Source organism: Halorubrum sp. CGM5_25_10-8B (assembly GCF_005435095.1).
GTDB lineage: Archaea > Halobacteriota > Halobacteria > Halobacteriales > Haloferacaceae > Halorubrum > Halorubrum ezzemoulense.
Window position 1 is genome coordinate 1 of the sequence record NZ_SGTY01000014.1, and the last position, 14,752, is coordinate 14,752.

General features: G+C 70.5%; 18 protein-coding genes. 13 read left to right on the forward strand and 5 right to left on the reverse strand.

Annotated elements, in window-relative coordinates; translation table 11 throughout:
• Positions 1–15: 15 nt before the first annotated feature.
• On the reverse strand, positions 16–1,014 hold the full coding sequence (mvaD, locus tag EXE51_RS13045; RefSeq protein ID WP_049929418.1) for a phosphomevalonate decarboxylase MvaD: 999 nt from the start codon (positions 1,012–1,014) through the stop codon (positions 16–18).
• Positions 1,015–1,119: 105 nt separating this feature from the next.
• Between mvaD and EXE51_RS13050 the strand changes: the two genes are divergently transcribed.
• The gene (locus EXE51_RS13050; RefSeq protein ID WP_089307587.1) at positions 1,120–1,626 is read left to right on the forward strand and encodes a hypothetical protein; all 507 of its coding nucleotides are present in this window, start codon (positions 1,120–1,122) and stop codon (positions 1,624–1,626) included.
• An 82-nt stretch (positions 1,627–1,708) separates the two neighbouring features.
• Positions 1,709–2,044, forward strand: coding sequence for a 2Fe-2S iron-sulfur cluster-binding protein (locus EXE51_RS13055; RefSeq protein ID WP_049929421.1), 336 nt, complete (start codon positions 1,709–1,711; stop codon positions 2,042–2,044).
• A 21-nt stretch (positions 2,045–2,065) separates the two neighbouring features.
• Here the strand turns inward: EXE51_RS13055 and EXE51_RS13060 are convergent, their stop codons facing one another.
• Positions 2,066–2,383 (reverse strand): ASCH domain-containing protein, encoded by a 318-nt coding sequence (locus EXE51_RS13060; protein ID WP_049929422.1) that lies wholly within the window; start codon positions 2,381–2,383, stop codon positions 2,066–2,068.
• A gap of 210 nt (positions 2,384–2,593) precedes the next feature.
• On the opposite strand from EXE51_RS13060, the gene pyrB reads away from it, so the two are divergent.
• The 3 genes from pyrB (at position 2,594) to EXE51_RS13075 (ending at position 5,227) form a co-directional block, all read left to right on the forward strand.
• Complete coding sequence (gene pyrB, locus EXE51_RS13065) at positions 2,594–3,541, forward strand: aspartate carbamoyltransferase (protein ID WP_086216721.1); 948 nt, start codon at positions 2,594–2,596, stop codon at positions 3,539–3,541.
• On the forward strand, positions 3,538–3,996 hold the full coding sequence (gene pyrI, locus EXE51_RS13070) for an aspartate carbamoyltransferase regulatory subunit (RefSeq protein WP_049929424.1): 459 nt from the start codon (positions 3,538–3,540) through the stop codon (positions 3,994–3,996). Before pyrB ends, pyrI begins: the two co-directional genes overlap by 4 nt.
• Positions 3,997–4,366: 370 nt before the next feature.
• On the forward strand, positions 4,367–5,227 hold the full coding sequence (locus EXE51_RS13075) for a hypothetical protein (protein ID WP_094494224.1): 861 nt from the start codon (positions 4,367–4,369) through the stop codon (positions 5,225–5,227).
• Between the two features lie 195 nt (positions 5,228–5,422).
• On the opposite strand, the gene EXE51_RS13080 is transcribed toward EXE51_RS13075, so the two are convergent.
• A complete protein-coding gene (locus EXE51_RS13080) occupies positions 5,423–7,075 on the reverse strand; it encodes an NADH-quinone oxidoreductase subunit D (protein WP_049929426.1) in 1,653 nt (550 codons plus the stop codon).
• An 84-nt stretch (positions 7,076–7,159) separates the two neighbouring features.
• Here EXE51_RS13080 and EXE51_RS13085 point away from each other — a divergent pair, with 84 nt between their 5' ends.
• Positions 7,160–7,828, forward strand: a complete 669-nt coding sequence (locus EXE51_RS13085; protein WP_086216718.1) for a helix-turn-helix domain-containing protein — start codon at positions 7,160–7,162, stop codon at positions 7,826–7,828.
• Between the two features lie 119 nt (positions 7,829–7,947).
• Here the strand turns inward: EXE51_RS13085 and EXE51_RS13090 are convergent, their stop codons facing one another.
• The gene (locus tag EXE51_RS13090) at positions 7,948–8,691 is read right to left on the reverse strand and encodes a ThuA domain-containing protein (RefSeq protein ID WP_049929428.1); all 744 of its coding nucleotides are present in this window, start codon (positions 8,689–8,691) and stop codon (positions 7,948–7,950) included.
• 110 nt (positions 8,692–8,801) lie between these two features.
• On the opposite strand from EXE51_RS13090, the gene EXE51_RS13095 reads away from it, so the two are divergent.
• Positions 8,802–9,017 (forward strand): hypothetical protein, encoded by a 216-nt coding sequence (locus EXE51_RS13095; protein WP_049929429.1) that lies wholly within the window; start codon positions 8,802–8,804, stop codon positions 9,015–9,017.
• Between the two features lie 27 nt (positions 9,018–9,044).
• Here EXE51_RS13095 and EXE51_RS13100 read toward each other — a convergent pair whose 3' ends face one another.
• Positions 9,045–9,431 carry a thioredoxin gene (locus EXE51_RS13100; protein ID WP_049929430.1) on the reverse strand — a complete coding sequence of 129 codons (387 nt, stop codon included), beginning with the start codon at positions 9,429–9,431 and terminating at the stop codon, positions 9,045–9,047.
• Between the two features lie 218 nt (positions 9,432–9,649).
• Between EXE51_RS13100 and EXE51_RS13105 the strand changes: the two genes are divergently transcribed.
• From EXE51_RS13105 to EXE51_RS13130, 6 genes are all read left to right on the forward strand, one after another.
• The gene (locus EXE51_RS13105; protein WP_094553228.1) at positions 9,650–10,567 is read left to right on the forward strand and encodes a PLP-dependent cysteine synthase family protein; all 918 of its coding nucleotides are present in this window, start codon (positions 9,650–9,652) and stop codon (positions 10,565–10,567) included.
• A gap of 55 nt (positions 10,568–10,622) precedes the next feature.
• A complete protein-coding gene (locus EXE51_RS13110; protein ID WP_086216715.1) occupies positions 10,623–11,030 on the forward strand; it encodes a hypothetical protein in 408 nt (135 codons plus the stop codon).
• Positions 11,030–11,602, forward strand: a complete 573-nt coding sequence (locus EXE51_RS13115; protein WP_137692818.1) for an MOSC domain-containing protein — start codon at positions 11,030–11,032, stop codon at positions 11,600–11,602. Before EXE51_RS13110 ends, EXE51_RS13115 begins: the two co-directional genes overlap by 1 nt.
• A 103-nt stretch (positions 11,603–11,705) precedes the next feature.
• Complete coding sequence (locus tag EXE51_RS13120; protein WP_086216713.1) at positions 11,706–12,818, forward strand: DUF3179 domain-containing protein; 1,113 nt, start codon at positions 11,706–11,708, stop codon at positions 12,816–12,818.
• Complete coding sequence (locus EXE51_RS13125) at positions 12,808–13,443, forward strand: hypothetical protein (protein ID WP_137692819.1); 636 nt, start codon at positions 12,808–12,810, stop codon at positions 13,441–13,443. Before EXE51_RS13120 ends, EXE51_RS13125 begins: the two co-directional genes overlap by 11 nt.
• A gap of 81 nt (positions 13,444–13,524) precedes the next feature.
• Complete coding sequence (locus EXE51_RS13130) at positions 13,525–14,742, forward strand: MFS transporter (RefSeq protein ID WP_049929436.1); 1,218 nt, start codon at positions 13,525–13,527, stop codon at positions 14,740–14,742.
• Positions 14,743–14,752 lie beyond the last annotated feature (10 nt).

Consider the following 14,752-nt stretch of genomic DNA (forward strand, 5'->3'; position numbering starts at 1 on the left):
CGCCCGTCCCGCCCCTCAGAACAGCGCCTCGCTCTCGTCGAGGACGCGCGCCGGACCGCCGACCTCCCAGACGTCGGTGTCGACGCCGATCTCGGCGATCCGGCCCTCGACCTCGTCGACGTGGTCCGCGAGCGTGTTCACGTACACCGAGGCCCCGGTGTCGGTCGAGAAGTAGACGGGGACGCCCGACTCGCGGAGTTCGCGCACCGCGTTGAACACGGCGATCGTCTCGGGCTGCCAGTACACCCATCCCGCGGGGCCGGTCATCGTCGTGGCCGTCAGGGACAGCGAGTCGTGCTCCGCCGTCTCGAAGATCCGGTCGAAGTCGCCCGTGCGGAGCGCGTCGGTCATCTCGACTAGCTGGTCTTGGACGTGCGCGGTCCGCGCCTGCATCATGTGGCTCGCGGCGGCCTCGCGGTGGGCCTCCTCCGTCTCCTTGTACGCGGGGACGTGTGCGGCGACGATTCGGAGGTCCTCCTCGGGGTCGAAGCCGTCCTCGCTCACCCCCACGTCGAGCCGGGAGGAGCGACAGTCCTCGTCGTTGAGCCCGGCGTCGAGCCGCGAGTACGCGCCCGTCACCGAGCGGGCGGCAGAGGAGGAGCCGCGGCGGGCGACCGTCGAGACCTCCGGGAGAGACATGTCGAGGCCCGCGGCCTCCACGAGGGCGAGTGCGGCGGCCGCGAAGCCCGACGAGGAGGAGCCGAACCCGATGTTCGACGGGAAGGAGTTCTCGCTCTCCAGTCGGACGGCGGCGTCGACGCCGGCCAGGTCGCGGACGTGGTCGACGACCATGTCGATGCGCTCGGCCGCGCGGCCGTCGACCGCCTCACCGCCGATGACGTACGCGTCCTCGCTCGCGTCCGGCTGCCACTCGACGGTGGTCGTCGTGGCGGTCGGCGCGGTACAGAGGCTGATGCTGTCGTGGTACGGGAGCCGCAGTTCCTCGTCGCGCATCCCGTGATACTTGACGAGCCCCTGGATCGGGTGGGCTCGCGCGGTGGCCTTGCCGGTCATGTCTCGGGAAGCGTCCGGCGGGGGATTAGTCGTTGCGATAGGTGGGAGGCGGTGCGCGACCGTTGTCGGAACAAGATATTACTGAGATGCGACGCAGGGCCCGACATGGTCCGCCGCGACGCGCTCCTCCGCCGGCCGCGAGCGAAGCCGTACGCCCTCGCCGCCGTCACGGCGGGAGTGGTGTTCCTCGAAGCCGTGACTCGGTCCCGCCAGTACGCGATACGGGAGGGACAGCCGGTGACCGCCCGAACGCCGCTCGACCTCGTGGTCGACGTCGCCGGAACCTACCTCGTGGTGCCGGGGCTTCTGTTCGTCGCGTTCTACGCGCTTATCGCTCCCGGCTCGCGGATTCCACTGACCGGCCGGTCGCTACTCGCGCTCTTCGCGGGCGCGCTCATCGGCGGGCTCGCGGGACAGTACGTCGGAGTCGCTCCCCACTCGCTCAGGACCCTGCTGTGGTCGGGGACCTTCGCGGCCGACCCGCAGATCCTGCGCCTGTGGGTCGACGTGTTCGGATCGATCGGTCGAGACTTCCTCGTCGCCGTCGGCGTGTTAGTCGTGGCGCGGACCGTTCGGGACAGGCGGAACGAGCGCTCGGACGCCGCCGCGTAGCGACCGAGCGCTCGCTTCCGTCCCCGCGCCGGCGACGGGATAGAGGGAACCCTTTTTGACCGGTCGGCGGGTACTCCGCGCCATGACAGAGTACACCGTCGAGTTCGTCGGCACCGACGAGACGATCGAGGTGGCCGACACGGAGACGATCCTCAGCGCCTGCTTCGAGGAGGGGATCGCTCAGGAGTACTCCTGCCGCGTCGGGATGTGTCTCGCCTGCTCCGCCGAGATCGTCGAGGGCGAGGTGACACAGCCCGCGGCTCGCGGCCTCTCCGACGAGGAGGCCGAGCGGTACGCGCTCACCTGTATGGCCCGCCCGCAGTCCGATCTGAAGCTTGACCGCGGGAAGTACCCGCCGAGCATCGAGGACGACGCGGCGACCGCAGCGGGCGACGGCGCGGCCGCGGACGACGACTGAACTACCTCATCATCTCCGGTCCTACTCGGCACGCTCGAACCGGTGTCTGACCACGTCGGCGTCGTCGTCCCACTCGAAGTTCCCGCCGTGGGCGCGGACCATTCGCTCCTTGTACGCCGACAGCGATGGCGACCCCTCGCGCTTCGCGTCCTCGTCGGTCATGTCGCCGAGCGTGCGCTCGGTCACCTCGACCAGTTCGAAGGCGACGCCGTCGATCTCGAAGGTGTCGCCCTCTTCGCCGTATCGGTTCCCGCGGTGGAGCTGCGTCACCTCGCCGTCGAGGGCCGCCTGCTTCACGCGGTCGTTCGGGAGCAGGTCGGCCGGGTCGTTGTCTGCCATGCGATCCGCTTCGGTCCGCGGCGGCTTATGTACGGCGGCGAGGGGCCGGCACGGCGGCGAGTCTTCGACTCTGTCGCGCCGATCCCGGACCGGTTCGGGGCGCGTTGCGGATATCGAAACGGCGACCCGAGCGGGTACGCACGTCCGTGAACACCCGCGCTGCGCCCCGAGCCGAGGGATTCAAGATACTGCCGACACCCATCTCTGACGATGCGACAGGACCACCTCATCACCGCGACCCAGCTCTCGCGGGATGACATCGAGGCCGTACTCGACCGGGCCCGGGCGGTCGCCGACGACCCCGCCGCCTACGCGGACCGGCACGCCGGCCGCGTGCTCGCGCTCTGCTTCTTCGAGCCGAGCACGCGGACCCGGATGAGCTTCGACAGCGCGGCCAAGCGCCTCGGGATGAACACCATCGACATGGGCGACGTCGACTCCTCGTCCGTCTCGAAGGGGGAGTCGCTGTCCGACACCGTCCGCGTCATCGAGGGGTACGCGGACGCCCTCGTCCTCCGCCACCCCAGCGAGGGTGCCGCGACGCTCGCCGGGGAGCGCGTCGACGTGCCGGTCGTCAACGCGGGCGACGGCGCCGGACAACACCCCTCCCAGACGCTCCTCGACCTCCACACGATCCGCGAGGACCACGGGCTCGACGACCTCACGATCGGGGTCATGGGCGACCTGAAGTACGGCCGGACGGTCCACTCGCTTGCGGCCGCGCTGACGGAGTTCGACGCCAACCAGCACTTCATCAGCCCCGAGTCGCTGCGGCTCCCGCGCTCCGTGCGCTTCGACCTCCACGAGACGGGCGCGCAGATCCGCGAACACGACGATCTCGAACCCGTCCTCGACGAGCTCGACGTGCTGTACGTCACCCGGATCCAGAAGGAACGGTTCCCGGACGAGAACGAGTACCACCGCGTCGCGGGTGAGTACCAGATCGATGCCGAGACGCTGGCGGACGCCCCCGACGACCTCACCGTGATGCATCCGCTCCCGCGCGTCGACGAGATCGCGCCCGACGTCGACGAGACCGACCACGCCCGCTACTTCGAGCAGGCGCACAACGGGATCCCGGTGCGGATGGCGCTGCTCGACACCCTGTTGGAGAACGCGAACCCCGACGGCGACGAGGGGACGGAGGTGGGTCGATGAGCGATCACGAGCTGCGCGTCTCGAAGATCCGCGACGGCACCGTTATCGACCACGTCGAGGGGGGCCAGGCGCTGAACGTCCTCGCAATCTTAGGCATCGACGGCTCCGAGGGGTTGGGCGTCTCCGTCGGGATGAACGTCCCCTCCGACCGGCTCGGCCGCAAGGACATCGTGAAGGTCGAGGACCGGGAGCTGTCGCAGTCGGAGGTCGACGTGCTCTCGCTCATCGCGCCCGAGGCGACGATCAACATCGTCCGCGACTTCGAGGTCGTCGAGAAGAACCGGGTCACCCGTCCCGACGGCGTCACCGGCGTGCTCTCCTGTCCGAACCGCAACTGTATCACCAACGCCGGCGAGCCGGTCGAGACGCGGTTCGACGTGGTCGCCGACGGCGTGCGCTGCGACTACTGCGCGACGATCCTGCGGTCCGACATCGCCGATCACATCGACGTCTGAGACGGCCGGCGCCGCGGGTCGCTCCGCTCGGGGCAGCCTGTTTTCGGTCCGTCCTACTCGGGGCGACCTGTCTTGTTCCGACCTATTCGGGGCAACCTGTTCTCGGTCCGGTAGGTTTTAGCGCCCACCGTTCCAACCGGCAGGTATGAGCAAGAAAGCCAAGCTCGTCCTCGTCCTGTCGCTCGTCGCGCTCGCGTACTTCCTGTTCGCCGGCGACAAACAGCCGGTCGAAGTGGAGTAACCGCGAGACGCCGCGCTCGTCACACCACTCGCCGCACGGCACGTCGAATTAGACTCCGCGTCGACTCGCCTCCCCGATCGACCACCCCGATACCGTCCGCTTTTACCGACCAGTCACGTATGTGACTCCATGTACGGGGTCGTCACGCGCAACGCCGACGAGGTCGCGATGGAGCCGTTCGACCTCGGCTTCTACGAGGTGAAAGACGTCACGGGGCGGGCGGCCGAGCCCCTGCCGGACGCCGTGAACATGGTGTCGTGCTTCGGCGACAACGCGGCCGCGAGCGAGGACGACGACCTCGTCCCGGTCGACGAGCGCGGCGAGCCGGCGACCCGCGACCGCGACTACTTCGACTGGGCGTACATCTGCCCGACACACCCGGAGTACCGCGAGGGACTCTTGGAGATCATCGCGGACTGCGCCGCCGAGAACGAGGACGTGCGCCTCGACGACGTGGGGTTCCCCCGCGAGGGGTTCTGTCACTGCGACCGCTGTGAGCGTCTGTTCGCCGAGAGCGATCGCGAGGAGTTCGCCGACTGGCGCGCGGACGTGATAACCGACTTCGTCGCCGAGGCGGCCGATCTGGTCCCCGGCCGGCTCCTGCTGACGCTGTACCCCGACCCGTACCCCGACCACCTCTACGAGCGGGCCGGCCTCGATGTCGACCGCCTCGCCGCCCACGTCGACGAGTTCGTCGTCCCGCTGTACGACACCGAGTACGCGACGACCTACTGGCTGGAGACCATCGCGCGGGGGTTCCGCTCGATGCTCGGCGGCGACTACTCCCTCCACGGCGCGCCGCCGGAGACGCCGTTCTCGCTGGAACTGTACGCGGTCGAGGTCGACGTCGACGACCTGATCCACGCGACTGAGGTCGCCGAGACGTACGCGAAGGACGTGTTCTTCGGCTACGACGCGAACAACGCGGCCGCCGCGGTCCGTCGGAAGGACGCCGACTCGCGCGACGGCGAGGTCCACCGGCCGGAGTGACCGGGCGCGTCGGCCGTCCGCTCGCGACTCCGTGGACGAGGGTTTAAATACGCCCGCGGTCGACTGCTACTCGACCGGCCGCCGGCGTGCGACACAACCGGTCGTCTCGCGTTCGCGCGAGGCGATCGCCTTTCAACGTCCGCGCCGTAGCGGCGGTCGTCCTACACCGATGAGCCGCCGGCTCGCCGCGCCGCCTCAGCGGTCGACTTCTCCCATGATGGTGTCGAGACTGCCGAGCGCGGCGATCAGGTCCGGTATCGACTCCCCCTCGGCCATCTCCGGCAGCGTCTGGAGGTTCGAGAACGAGGGCCCGCGGATCTTGAACCGGGCGGGCTTGTCGGTGCCGTCGGCGCGGATGTAGATGCCGAGTTCGCCCTTGGCGCCCTCGACGGCCCGGTAGATCTCCGTGTCGTCGGCCGGCCGGATCGTCCGCGGGACGTTCGCCTGAACGGTCCGCTCGTCCTCGGGCCAGTCTTCGAGCAGGTCGACGCACTGCTCGATGATCTTCGCGGACTCCTCGACTTCGCCCATCCGGACGAGCAGGCGGCTGTAGTTGTCGCAGCCGTCTTCGGTCACCACATCCCAGTCGAGCTCGTCGTAGTAGCCGTACGGGTCGTCGCGGCGGAGGTCGTAGTCGACCCCCGAGCCGCGGACGACGGGGCCGGTCGCGCCGTAGCTCTTCGCGACCTCCGGCGGGAGGGTTCCCGTGTCCACTGTGCGGAGCTGGAGGATCTCGTTCCGGGTCAGAAGGTCGTGGTACTCCTCGATTCGGCGTGGGAGGCCGTCGAGGTACTCGCGGACGCTCCGCAGGAACTCCTCACGGGGTTCGGGGAGGTCCCACGCGACGCCGCCGAGCCGGAAGTAGTTGAACATCAGCCGCTGGCCCGTCAGGTCCTCGACGATGTCCTGAACGCGCTCGCGCTCCTGTATGGCGTACATGAACGTCGCCGTGAAGTCGCCGATCACGTCGAGCGCGTACGCGCCCATCGCCAGCATGTGCGAGAGGATCCGGCTGAACTCCGCGGCCATGGTGCGGACGACGTGCGCGTACTCTGGCACCTCGATGTCGGCGAGGTCCTCGGCGACCCGGGCGTACGCCCACTCGTTGAGCAGCCCCGCGCCGCCCCAGTCCCAGCGGTCGGGGTACGGCATGATCTGGTGACGGTACGTCCCGGACTGCGCCATCTGCTCCTCGCAGCGGTGGATGTAGCCGATGTCGGGCTCCACGCCGACGACCGTTTCGCCGTCGAGGGTGACCTGGAGGTGTAAGACGCCGTGGGTCGCGGGGTGGTGCGGCCCGATGTTGAGCAGCATGGTGTCGCTGCCGGTCGCGGTCGACGACCCGGGTTCGATCGGCTCGTTCTCGGAGAGGGCGGCGATCTGCGGCTGATCCTTATCGTAGTCCATCGACAGGGGGTGCCCCTGCCACGTCTCGGGGAGCAGGATCCGGCGGAGGTCCGGGTGGTCGTCGTACTCGATCCCGACGAGGTCGTACGCCTCGCGCTCGTGCCAGTCCGCGGTGCGGAACACGGACGCGGCGGACTCCGAGACCGGGTCCTCCTTGTCGGTGGGAACCACGACGCTGAGCTCCCGGGTCGGGTCGTCGTAGGAGCGCAGGTGGTAGATCGACTCGTACCGGTTCTCGTACTCCTGTGCCGTGACGCAGGCGAGGTGGTCGTACCCCGCCTCGTCTCGCAGCGTGGAGAGCGCCTCCTGAACCGCGTCGGGTCGGACCCTCGCCGCGGGGGCGTTCAGGTGGCTCTCACGCCCCGTGATCAGCCCGCGGACGGACGAAAACGCGTCCGCCGTCTCCTCGTCGTCGCGCTCGCGCAGCAGCTCTGTCGACATACCGGAAGAGACGCGAGCGCACGACCCGAGGCTTCTGCCGGCTCAGTACGGATATTTATAAAACCGCCGTCGTCATTGTCCGCCGTGAAGTATCTGCGCCTCGAACTCCGGTACCCGCCGGAACTCATGCATCCGATGCACCGACTGGTCGACGAGTCGGACGCCATCGGTCGGGACGTGCTCCTTCACGGCAGCCTCTTCGACGAGACCGCCGACACCTTCCTGTTCTACGTGGAAGGGGACATCGACGTGTACGTCGACGCGCTGCGGTCAGTCGACCGCATCCGGGAGTTCGAGGTCACCCGGATCGACGGGACGGGCTACTACGTCTTCCTCACGCAACGGCGCGACGCCGTCGACGACGCGATGTTCGGCTCGCTCCGGCGGACCGGCATCGTCGTGGTCCCGCCGATCGACTTCCGTCCGAGCGGCGTCGCGAGGCTGACGATCCTCGGGGATCACGAGCCGCTCCGGGAGGGCCTCGCCGCGCTCCCGGAGCGGATCGAAAGCGAGGTCCTCCGCATCGGCGAGTACGACTGGCGCCAGCACCTCTTCGACCCGGGACTGACCGACCGGCAGTTCGACGCGGTCGCGGCCGCCGTCGAGTGCGGCTACTACGAGTCCCCGCGCGCGGCGTCCGTCTCGGATGTCGCCGAGCGGATCGGCGCCTCGCCGAGCACCGCGTCCGAACACCTCAGGAAAGCCGAATCGGCCATGATGAACGCGTTCATGCGACTGCGCGACGTGGCCTGACAGCGGGTGGCTGACGGCGTTCTCGCCCGACGATGCGCCAGGCCGACGACGCGTCCGTTCGACGACGCGTCCGTTCGACGACGTGCCCGTTCGACGACGCGTCCGTTCGACGATTCTCCTCAGTGAACGGTCCGGTCGTCGCTCGTGTCGATCTCTTCTCTCGGGTCCGCGTTGCCGAACTCGGGCGTCGGCCCGTCGCCAGGCTCCGCCCAGCCGACCGCGTTCCGGAGCACCCGTCGGACGTCCTCGTCGTAGTAGATCGGGTACGTCTCGTGACCGGGCCGGAAGTAGAACACCCGCCCGTTCCCGCGGCGGTAACAGCAGCCGGAGCGGAACGTCTCGCCGCCCTCGAACCAGGAGGTGAAGACGAGCGTGTCCGGCGCCGGCACGTCGAACCGCTCGCCGTACATCTCCGTCTCGTCGAGTTCGATCGCCTCGCCGATCCCGTCCGCGATCGGGTGGCTCGGCTCGATCGCCCAGAGCCGTTCGCGCTCGGCGGCCTCACGCCACTTCAGCGAGCAGCTGGTCCCCATCAGCCGCCTGAATATCTTCGAGTAGTGGGCGGAGTGGAGGACGAGGAGGCCCATCCCGTCGAGGACGCGCTCGTGGACGCGGTCGACGACCGCGTCGCGCACCTCGTCGTGAGCGGCGTGGCCCCACCAGACGAGCACGTCGGTGTCGTCCAAGACCGCTTCAGTGAGCCCGTGCTCCGGTCCCTCATCGAGGGTCGCGGTGCGGACCTCGTGGCCCCCCTCGCGGAGCGCGTCGGCGACGACGGCGTGGATGCCGTCGGGGTACACCTCGGCGACTGCGTCGCTCTCGCGCTCGTGCCGGTACTCGTTCCAGACCGTGACGCGTGCCATGCTCGGGGTCGACGCCGCACCGACTTGAGCGGTCGGCCTCGCCCTGGCGCGCGGACTCGGCGATAGGCGCCCACCCGAAGGTACTTGCTCCGCGCGCGAGACCACGGAATATGGCTGGTCCCCGACAGTTGTACCGCCGGGCCGACGACTGGGCGCGCGGCCTCTCGCGGCTGCGCTACGCCCTCTTCACCGGCGCCGTGGTGACGGCGTCGGTGCTCGCGGTCGGCGTCGCTCTCGGGGCGTCGACGACGGTTCAGGCGGTCACGATGGGCGTCGTGATGGCCGCGCTCTACTACGCCGGCGACGTGAACGCGGAAGACGGTTGAGTCCGTGTCGCGGCCCCGAACGTCGGCTCAGGCCGTCGCTTCGACGTCCGCGAGCCGGTCCGCGAGGTACTCAGCGATGGAGACGGCCTCCTCCTCGACGAACCGCGCGACCTCCTCGCCCTCGGGCGACTCGACGACGACGGTGGGGATAAGCCCGATCTCGTACGCCTCGACGAGTTCGCCCTCCTTCCCGTCCGGGCCCTTCGTCACCGGGAACGACTCGATGCGGTCGTCCGGGACGCCGGCGGCGGCGAGCGCGGCACCGAACTCGGGGAGCTGTCGCTGGCAGTCGATACACCAGTCGCCGCCCCACACTTTGAACACGTAGTCGTCCGCCGCGAGCGCGTCGAGAACCGAGTCGTCGAACGCGTCCGCGTCGAGGTCGTCCGCGGGCGCGAGCGTTTCGAGAGTCATTGGGATCGATAGATCACGGAGGCACGTAAACGGCGCGTCGGTGGCAAGAGCACATTCGCTTCGGGTCCGTCGACGACACCTCGTCGAGTTCGCAGACACACCTGATTTCTGTCCTCGGCTACAGACCGACTGCTGACACCCCCGAAGCCCCAGCCGCGGGCGACATCGATTGCCGGAGTCCGCGGGGCCTTTGGGTCACGACCGCCTCGGTTCGGGTAATGGACGACGACATCCTGTCGACGCTCGGCTCGCCGCTGGTGCGGGTCGACGCGCCCGCGGGGACGACGGTCGCGGCGAAGGTCGAGTCCCGCAACCCGGGCGGCTCGGCGAAGGACCGCCCCGCGCTGTACATGGTCGAGGCCGCCGAGGAGGCGGGCGAGATCGAGCGGGGCGACCGCATCGTCGAGCCCACGTCGGGCAACACCGGCATCGGCCTCGCGATGGTCGGCGCGGCGCGCGACTACGACGTCACCCTCGTGATGCCCGAAGGGAAATCGATCGAGCGCCGCCGACTCATGCGGGCGTACGGCGCCACCGTCGAGCTCGTCGACGGCGACATCTCCGACGCGAAGGACCGCGCCGACGAGCTGGAGGCGGAGCCGAACACCGTCCAGCTCCGCCAGTTCGAGAACTCCGCCAACCCCCGCGCGCACTACGAGACGACCGGCCCGGAGATACTCGATCAGGTGGGCGACCGCACCGTCGACGCCCTGGTCGCCGGGGTCGGCACCGGCGGGACGATCACCGGGATCGGCCGCCGTCTCCGAGAGGCGTTCCCGGACGTCCGGATCGACGCCGTCGAGCCCGCGGACAACGCCGTCCTCTCGGGCGAGGAGCCGAGCGCCGACGACTTCCAGGGGATGGGGCCGGGCTTCGTCTCGCCGAACCTCGAAGTGGACCTGATCGACGAGGTCCACACGGTCGAACTCGGCGACGCCGAGACCGAGTGCCGCAGGCTCGCTCGCGAGGAGGGGATCCTCGTCGGCCAGTCGTCGGGCGCGTCGAACCTCGCGGCGAAGGTCGTCGCGGCCGAACTGCGCGAGAGCGGCGCGTTCGTCGGCGAGGAACCCCTCGTCGTCACCGTCTTCTGGGACAGCGGCGAGCGGTACTTGACGGCGGGGACCTTCGGCGAGTGACCGCGCCGCGGCGGTCGACCCCGGTGTTGATTAGCGTTCGGCGCCCAGATCTGGCGTGAACACGCGCGCCGAATCGGAGACGGAGCCGCCCGACCGCGACCCGGCCGACGGCGGTCCGACGGGGGGCTCGGACCGCCGCTTCGACGGACCGTGGCTCGCCGCGATAGCGGCGACCGTCGGAGCGTGGACGGTCCTGTACGCGGTCGACTGGGCGCTGCTGACGCCTGCGACCCCGGTTGGACCGGCCGTCGCCTTCGCGCACAGCTACCTGCTCGCGCCGCTGGCGACCGCAACGATCCTGCTCGACGCGCTCTCGCTCGCCGAGCGACGCGTCGCCGACCTGGGCGTCTTCAAGTGGATCTACGCGCTGGCCGCGCTCCCCGCGCCTCCGGTCGCCGCGCTCTACTACGCGCACCGCGAATGGCTGAAGCCGGACGACACGACGCTTCTCGGGGAGCCCTGATGCCGGCCGATCGGCGACCCGAATCGAACGATGCGGACGCGGGCCCCGGCGCGGTCACTGCGCTCGTGACGGCCCCCGAGGGCGGCGCCCCGCCGGTCCGTCGCGAGGCGGTCGAGGTCCGTCCCGACGGCGTGGAGGGGGACCGCTACCGCCGCGGCGACGGCCACTTCCAACTCGACGGCTGCGCGGTCACGCTCGTCGCCGGGGAGGCGCTGACCGCGGTCCGTGAGGCGACCGGCATCGACGTGCGCGACGGCCGTCACCGTCGCAACGTGGTCGTCGAGGGGTTCGGCGCGGAGATGGACTCGCTCCTCGGCGCGACCGTCGCGGTCGGCGACGCCCTCCTGCGACCGACCCGACGGAGACCGCCGTGTGCGCACCTCGAGGAGCTCGCCGGCGAGGACGGCCTCGCGTCGGCGCTCCGGAACCGCGGCGGCCTCTGCTGTGACGTGGTCGAACCGGGGTCCGTCGCCGTCGGCGATCCGGTGACGGTGCGGGAGGCCGACCCGCGGACCGCCGGCGCGGCGATCGCCGACCGGTTGCGGGAGCGATCGTCGAGCGGTCACGAGTAGCGACCCCGCCTCGTCGGGCATCGGACTGCCGCCGGAGATCGGCTGTGCGTGTGAATTACACCCGCGCTGCGGATTTTATACGCTCGAAGCCGGAGACGACGACATGTACCGAACCCGTCGCGCGGCGCTGGCCGGGATCGCGGCGGTCGGCGGGGCGTCCCTCACCGGCTGCCTCGGGGGCCGAGCGACGGACTCCGTCACCGGAGGCGCTGAGGACACGGGTGCCGGAGCTCCCCCGCCGACCGTCGACGCCGGCTATCACCTCGCGTACGAGGCCGACACCCTCGTCTCCGAGTCGCTCGACGGCGGCGTCGGCAAGGACGGGATCCCTTCTGTCGACGACCCCGCGTTTCGGCCGATCGCGGAAGCGGATATGGCGGGCAACGAGCCGGTGTTCGGCGTCGTCCGCGGCGGCGAGGCGAAGGCGTATCCACGTCGCATCCTCTCGCACCACGAGATCGTCAACGACGAGGTCGGCGGCGAGTCGGTCGCGATCACCTACTGCCCGCTCACCGGGACGGCACAGGGGTTCCGTCGCGGCGACACGACGTTCGGCGTGTCGGGCCGGCTCGTGAACTCGAACCTGATCATGTACGACCGCGCCACCGACAGCTGGTGGCCGCAGATGCTCGCCACCGGGGTCGACGGGTCGATGGCCGACGAGACCCTCGACGAGTTCCGCGTCGTGTGGACGACCGCCGGCGAGTGGGCGACGCGACATCCCGACGCTTCCCTCATGACCGAGGAGACCGGCTACGTCCGCCGCTACGACAGCGACCCGTACGGGAGCTACGCGCCGCTGAGCGGGTACTACGTGCGGGACGGGACCAGGTTTCCGCCGCTCGCGTCCCCCGAGGACGGCCACGCGAAGTCCGTCGTCATCGGGGCGCGGACCGCGACGGGCGCGGTCGCCTTCGACAAGACCACGCTGCTCTCGGAGCGAGTGCTGACCGGGACCGTCGGCGAGGGCGGCCCCGCCGTCATCGCCGTCGCCGACCCTGCCCTCTCGACGGGGTACGTCTACCGGAACCCTGACGAGGTCGCGGTCGAACCGGACGGCGACGAGTACCGAGTCGACGGTGAGGGCGGGTTCGAGGCTGCGGACCTGCCGCTCGAACGGCTGCTCGCGTTCGACGCGATGTGGTTCGCCTGGTACGGCTTCTACCCGGACACCGCGTTCGTCGGGGAGCACACGCGGGCGGGCTATGGGGGCTGAGACCGCCGCGCCGGCCGCGTCGCCGCGCGCGTGGCTCGCCGGACTCGTCCGCCGGACGGTGTTCGCCGTCCGCGCCGCCCTCGGTCGGCGCGACGGCCGGGCGACCGCGGGTGCCGTCACCGGCGCCTATCTCGTTGCCTACCACCTCGGACTCGGCCACCTCGGTCTGCGCGCCGGCGCGGTCGAGTCGGCCGGGACCCCGCGGTTCGACCTCGTCGTCGCCGCTGACCCGGTCGCGCTCGCGACCCGGCGCGTCGCGCCGTTCCAGTACGAGCCCGTGGCGCTGCTCTCCGCGGGACCGGTCGAGTACCTCTTTGCTCCCGTCAACGCCGCCCTCGGGCTCGCGCTCGCGGTGCTCGTCGGCGTCACGCTCGCCGTCTCGGTCGTTGCGTGGCGCGGCCCCTCGGCCTGTCGGATCGGCGCCGGCGCGTGGGCCGCCGCGGGCCTTCCGGGGATCCTCTCCGGGGTCGCCTGCTGCGGCCCCGCGTTCCTGGCGGTGATCGGCCTTCAGGCCTCGGCGGGACTGCTCGCCGCGTTCCGGTGGTTCATGCCGGCGTCCGTGGCCGGGCTCCTCCTCACGCTCCTGTGGGTCGGGAGCCGGGTCGACCCGGGGGCCGTGGGCTGACCTCGCCCGACCGGCTCACGGCCTGCTGGAACCGAAAGTGTTGACGGCCGACCGCCCCGATGAGTCGCCCGTGACTGTCGGATGAACTGGCGGTACCGCCACACGGTGTTGACGCTGTGTATGCTGGCGTTCTTCGTGACGTACTTCGCGCGGCTGGCGATCAGTCCAGTCGTCCCCCTCATCATCGACGACTTCGGTGTCTCGAACACGGCGGTCGGGGTGGCGCTCTCGGGGATGTGGTTCGCCTACGGCCTCTCGCAGTTCCCGAGCGGGATCCTCGCAGACCGGTTCGGCGAGCGTCGGGTGATCCTCGTCGCCGTCGGCGGCACGACCGCGATGAGCCTCGCGCTCGCCGTCGTACCGGTCTTCCCCGCGTTTGTGCTGGCGGCGGTGCTCCTCGGGCTCGTGGCGGGGCTCCACTACGCGGTGGCGACCACGCTGCTCTCGCGGACGTTCGACGACCTCGGCACCGCGGTCGGGATCCACTCGCTCGGCGGCCCGCTCGCCGGGCTCGTGGCGCCGGTCGCCGCGACGTGGGTCGGCGTCCGCTACGGCTGGCGGCCCGGGGTCGCGCTGGCCGCGGTCGTCGGGGTTCCCATCTTCCTCCTGTTCGCGCGGCGGGTCCGGCCGACCGAGCCGCGGCGCCCCGACCAGCCGATGGCGGAGCGGCTCCAGGTCGGCCCGCTGCTCGAACTGGTCGGGCGCCGTGAGGTGCTCGTCCCGCTCGTCGTCGCCACGCTCGGCACGTACGTCGCGCAGGGCGTCATCTCTTTCCTGCCGACGTTCCTCGTGGAGCTCCGGGGGTACGACCCCGCGTTCGCCGGCGGCGTCTTCTCGGCGTTCTTCGTCGTCCGCGCCGGCGCGCAGGTCGGGCTCGGCCGGCTCTCCGACCGGCTGGGCCGCGACGCGAGCATCGCCGCGGCCCTCCTCAGCGGCGCGCTCGGCCTCGGAGGGCTGGTGGCGCTCCCCGACCTCGTCCGGCTGCCGGTCCCGGTCGGGCTGCCGGCGCTACCGACGGTCGGCGGGCTCGGGATCGTCGTGCTGCTCGCCGGGCTCGGGTCGAGCTTCTTCTCCGCCATCGACCCGCGATTCATGGACGCCCTCGGCGACGCGGAACGAGGCGCCGGGTTCGGCCTGATACGGACCGTCTACACGGTGATCGGCTCGGCCGGCTCGGTCGGCGTCGGGCTCGTCGCGGACCTGTTCGGCTGGGGCGCGTCGTTCGCCGTCATCGCCGGCATGTCGGGGGTCGCGTTCCTCGTCATCTCCGCGAACGCGCTCGTCGGCGAGCGGCGGTGAGGGATGGCGC

Coding starts and splice junctions, on each gene's coding strand:
- EXE51_RS13080 (WP_049929426.1), bottom strand. CDS start 7,075: ATGTCGACAGAGCTGCTGCGCGAGCGCGACGACGAGGAGACGGCGGAC.
- EXE51_RS13115 (WP_137692818.1), top strand. CDS start 11,030: ATGCCGGCCGATCGGCGACCCGAATCGAACGATGCGGACGCGGGCCCC.
- EXE51_RS13120 (WP_086216713.1), top strand. CDS start 11,706: ATGTACCGAACCCGTCGCGCGGCGCTGGCCGGGATCGCGGCGGTCGGC.
- pyrI (WP_049929424.1), top strand. CDS start 3,538: ATGAGCGATCACGAGCTGCGCGTCTCGAAGATCCGCGACGGCACCGTT.
- EXE51_RS13105 (WP_094553228.1), top strand. CDS start 9,650: ATGGACGACGACATCCTGTCGACGCTCGGCTCGCCGCTGGTGCGGGTC.
- EXE51_RS13050 (WP_089307587.1), top strand. CDS start 1,120: ATGGTCCGCCGCGACGCGCTCCTCCGCCGGCCGCGAGCGAAGCCGTAC.
- EXE51_RS13100 (WP_049929430.1), bottom strand. CDS start 9,431: ATGACTCTCGAAACGCTCGCGCCCGCGGACGACCTCGACGCGGACGCG.
- EXE51_RS13130 (WP_049929436.1), top strand. CDS start 13,525: ATGAACTGGCGGTACCGCCACACGGTGTTGACGCTGTGTATGCTGGCG.
- mvaD (WP_049929418.1), bottom strand. CDS start 1,014: ATGACCGGCAAGGCCACCGCGCGAGCCCACCCGATCCAGGGGCTCGTC.
- EXE51_RS13075 (WP_094494224.1), top strand. CDS start 4,367: ATGTACGGGGTCGTCACGCGCAACGCCGACGAGGTCGCGATGGAGCCG.
- EXE51_RS13090 (WP_049929428.1), bottom strand. CDS start 8,691: ATGGCACGCGTCACGGTCTGGAACGAGTACCGGCACGAGCGCGAGAGC.
- EXE51_RS13095 (WP_049929429.1), top strand. CDS start 8,802: ATGGCTGGTCCCCGACAGTTGTACCGCCGGGCCGACGACTGGGCGCGC.
- EXE51_RS13125 (WP_137692819.1), top strand. CDS start 12,808: ATGGGGGCTGAGACCGCCGCGCCGGCCGCGTCGCCGCGCGCGTGGCTC.
- EXE51_RS13055 (WP_049929421.1), top strand. CDS start 1,709: ATGACAGAGTACACCGTCGAGTTCGTCGGCACCGACGAGACGATCGAG.
- pyrB (WP_086216721.1), top strand. CDS start 2,594: ATGCGACAGGACCACCTCATCACCGCGACCCAGCTCTCGCGGGATGAC.
- EXE51_RS13060 (WP_049929422.1), bottom strand. CDS start 2,383: ATGGCAGACAACGACCCGGCCGACCTGCTCCCGAACGACCGCGTGAAG.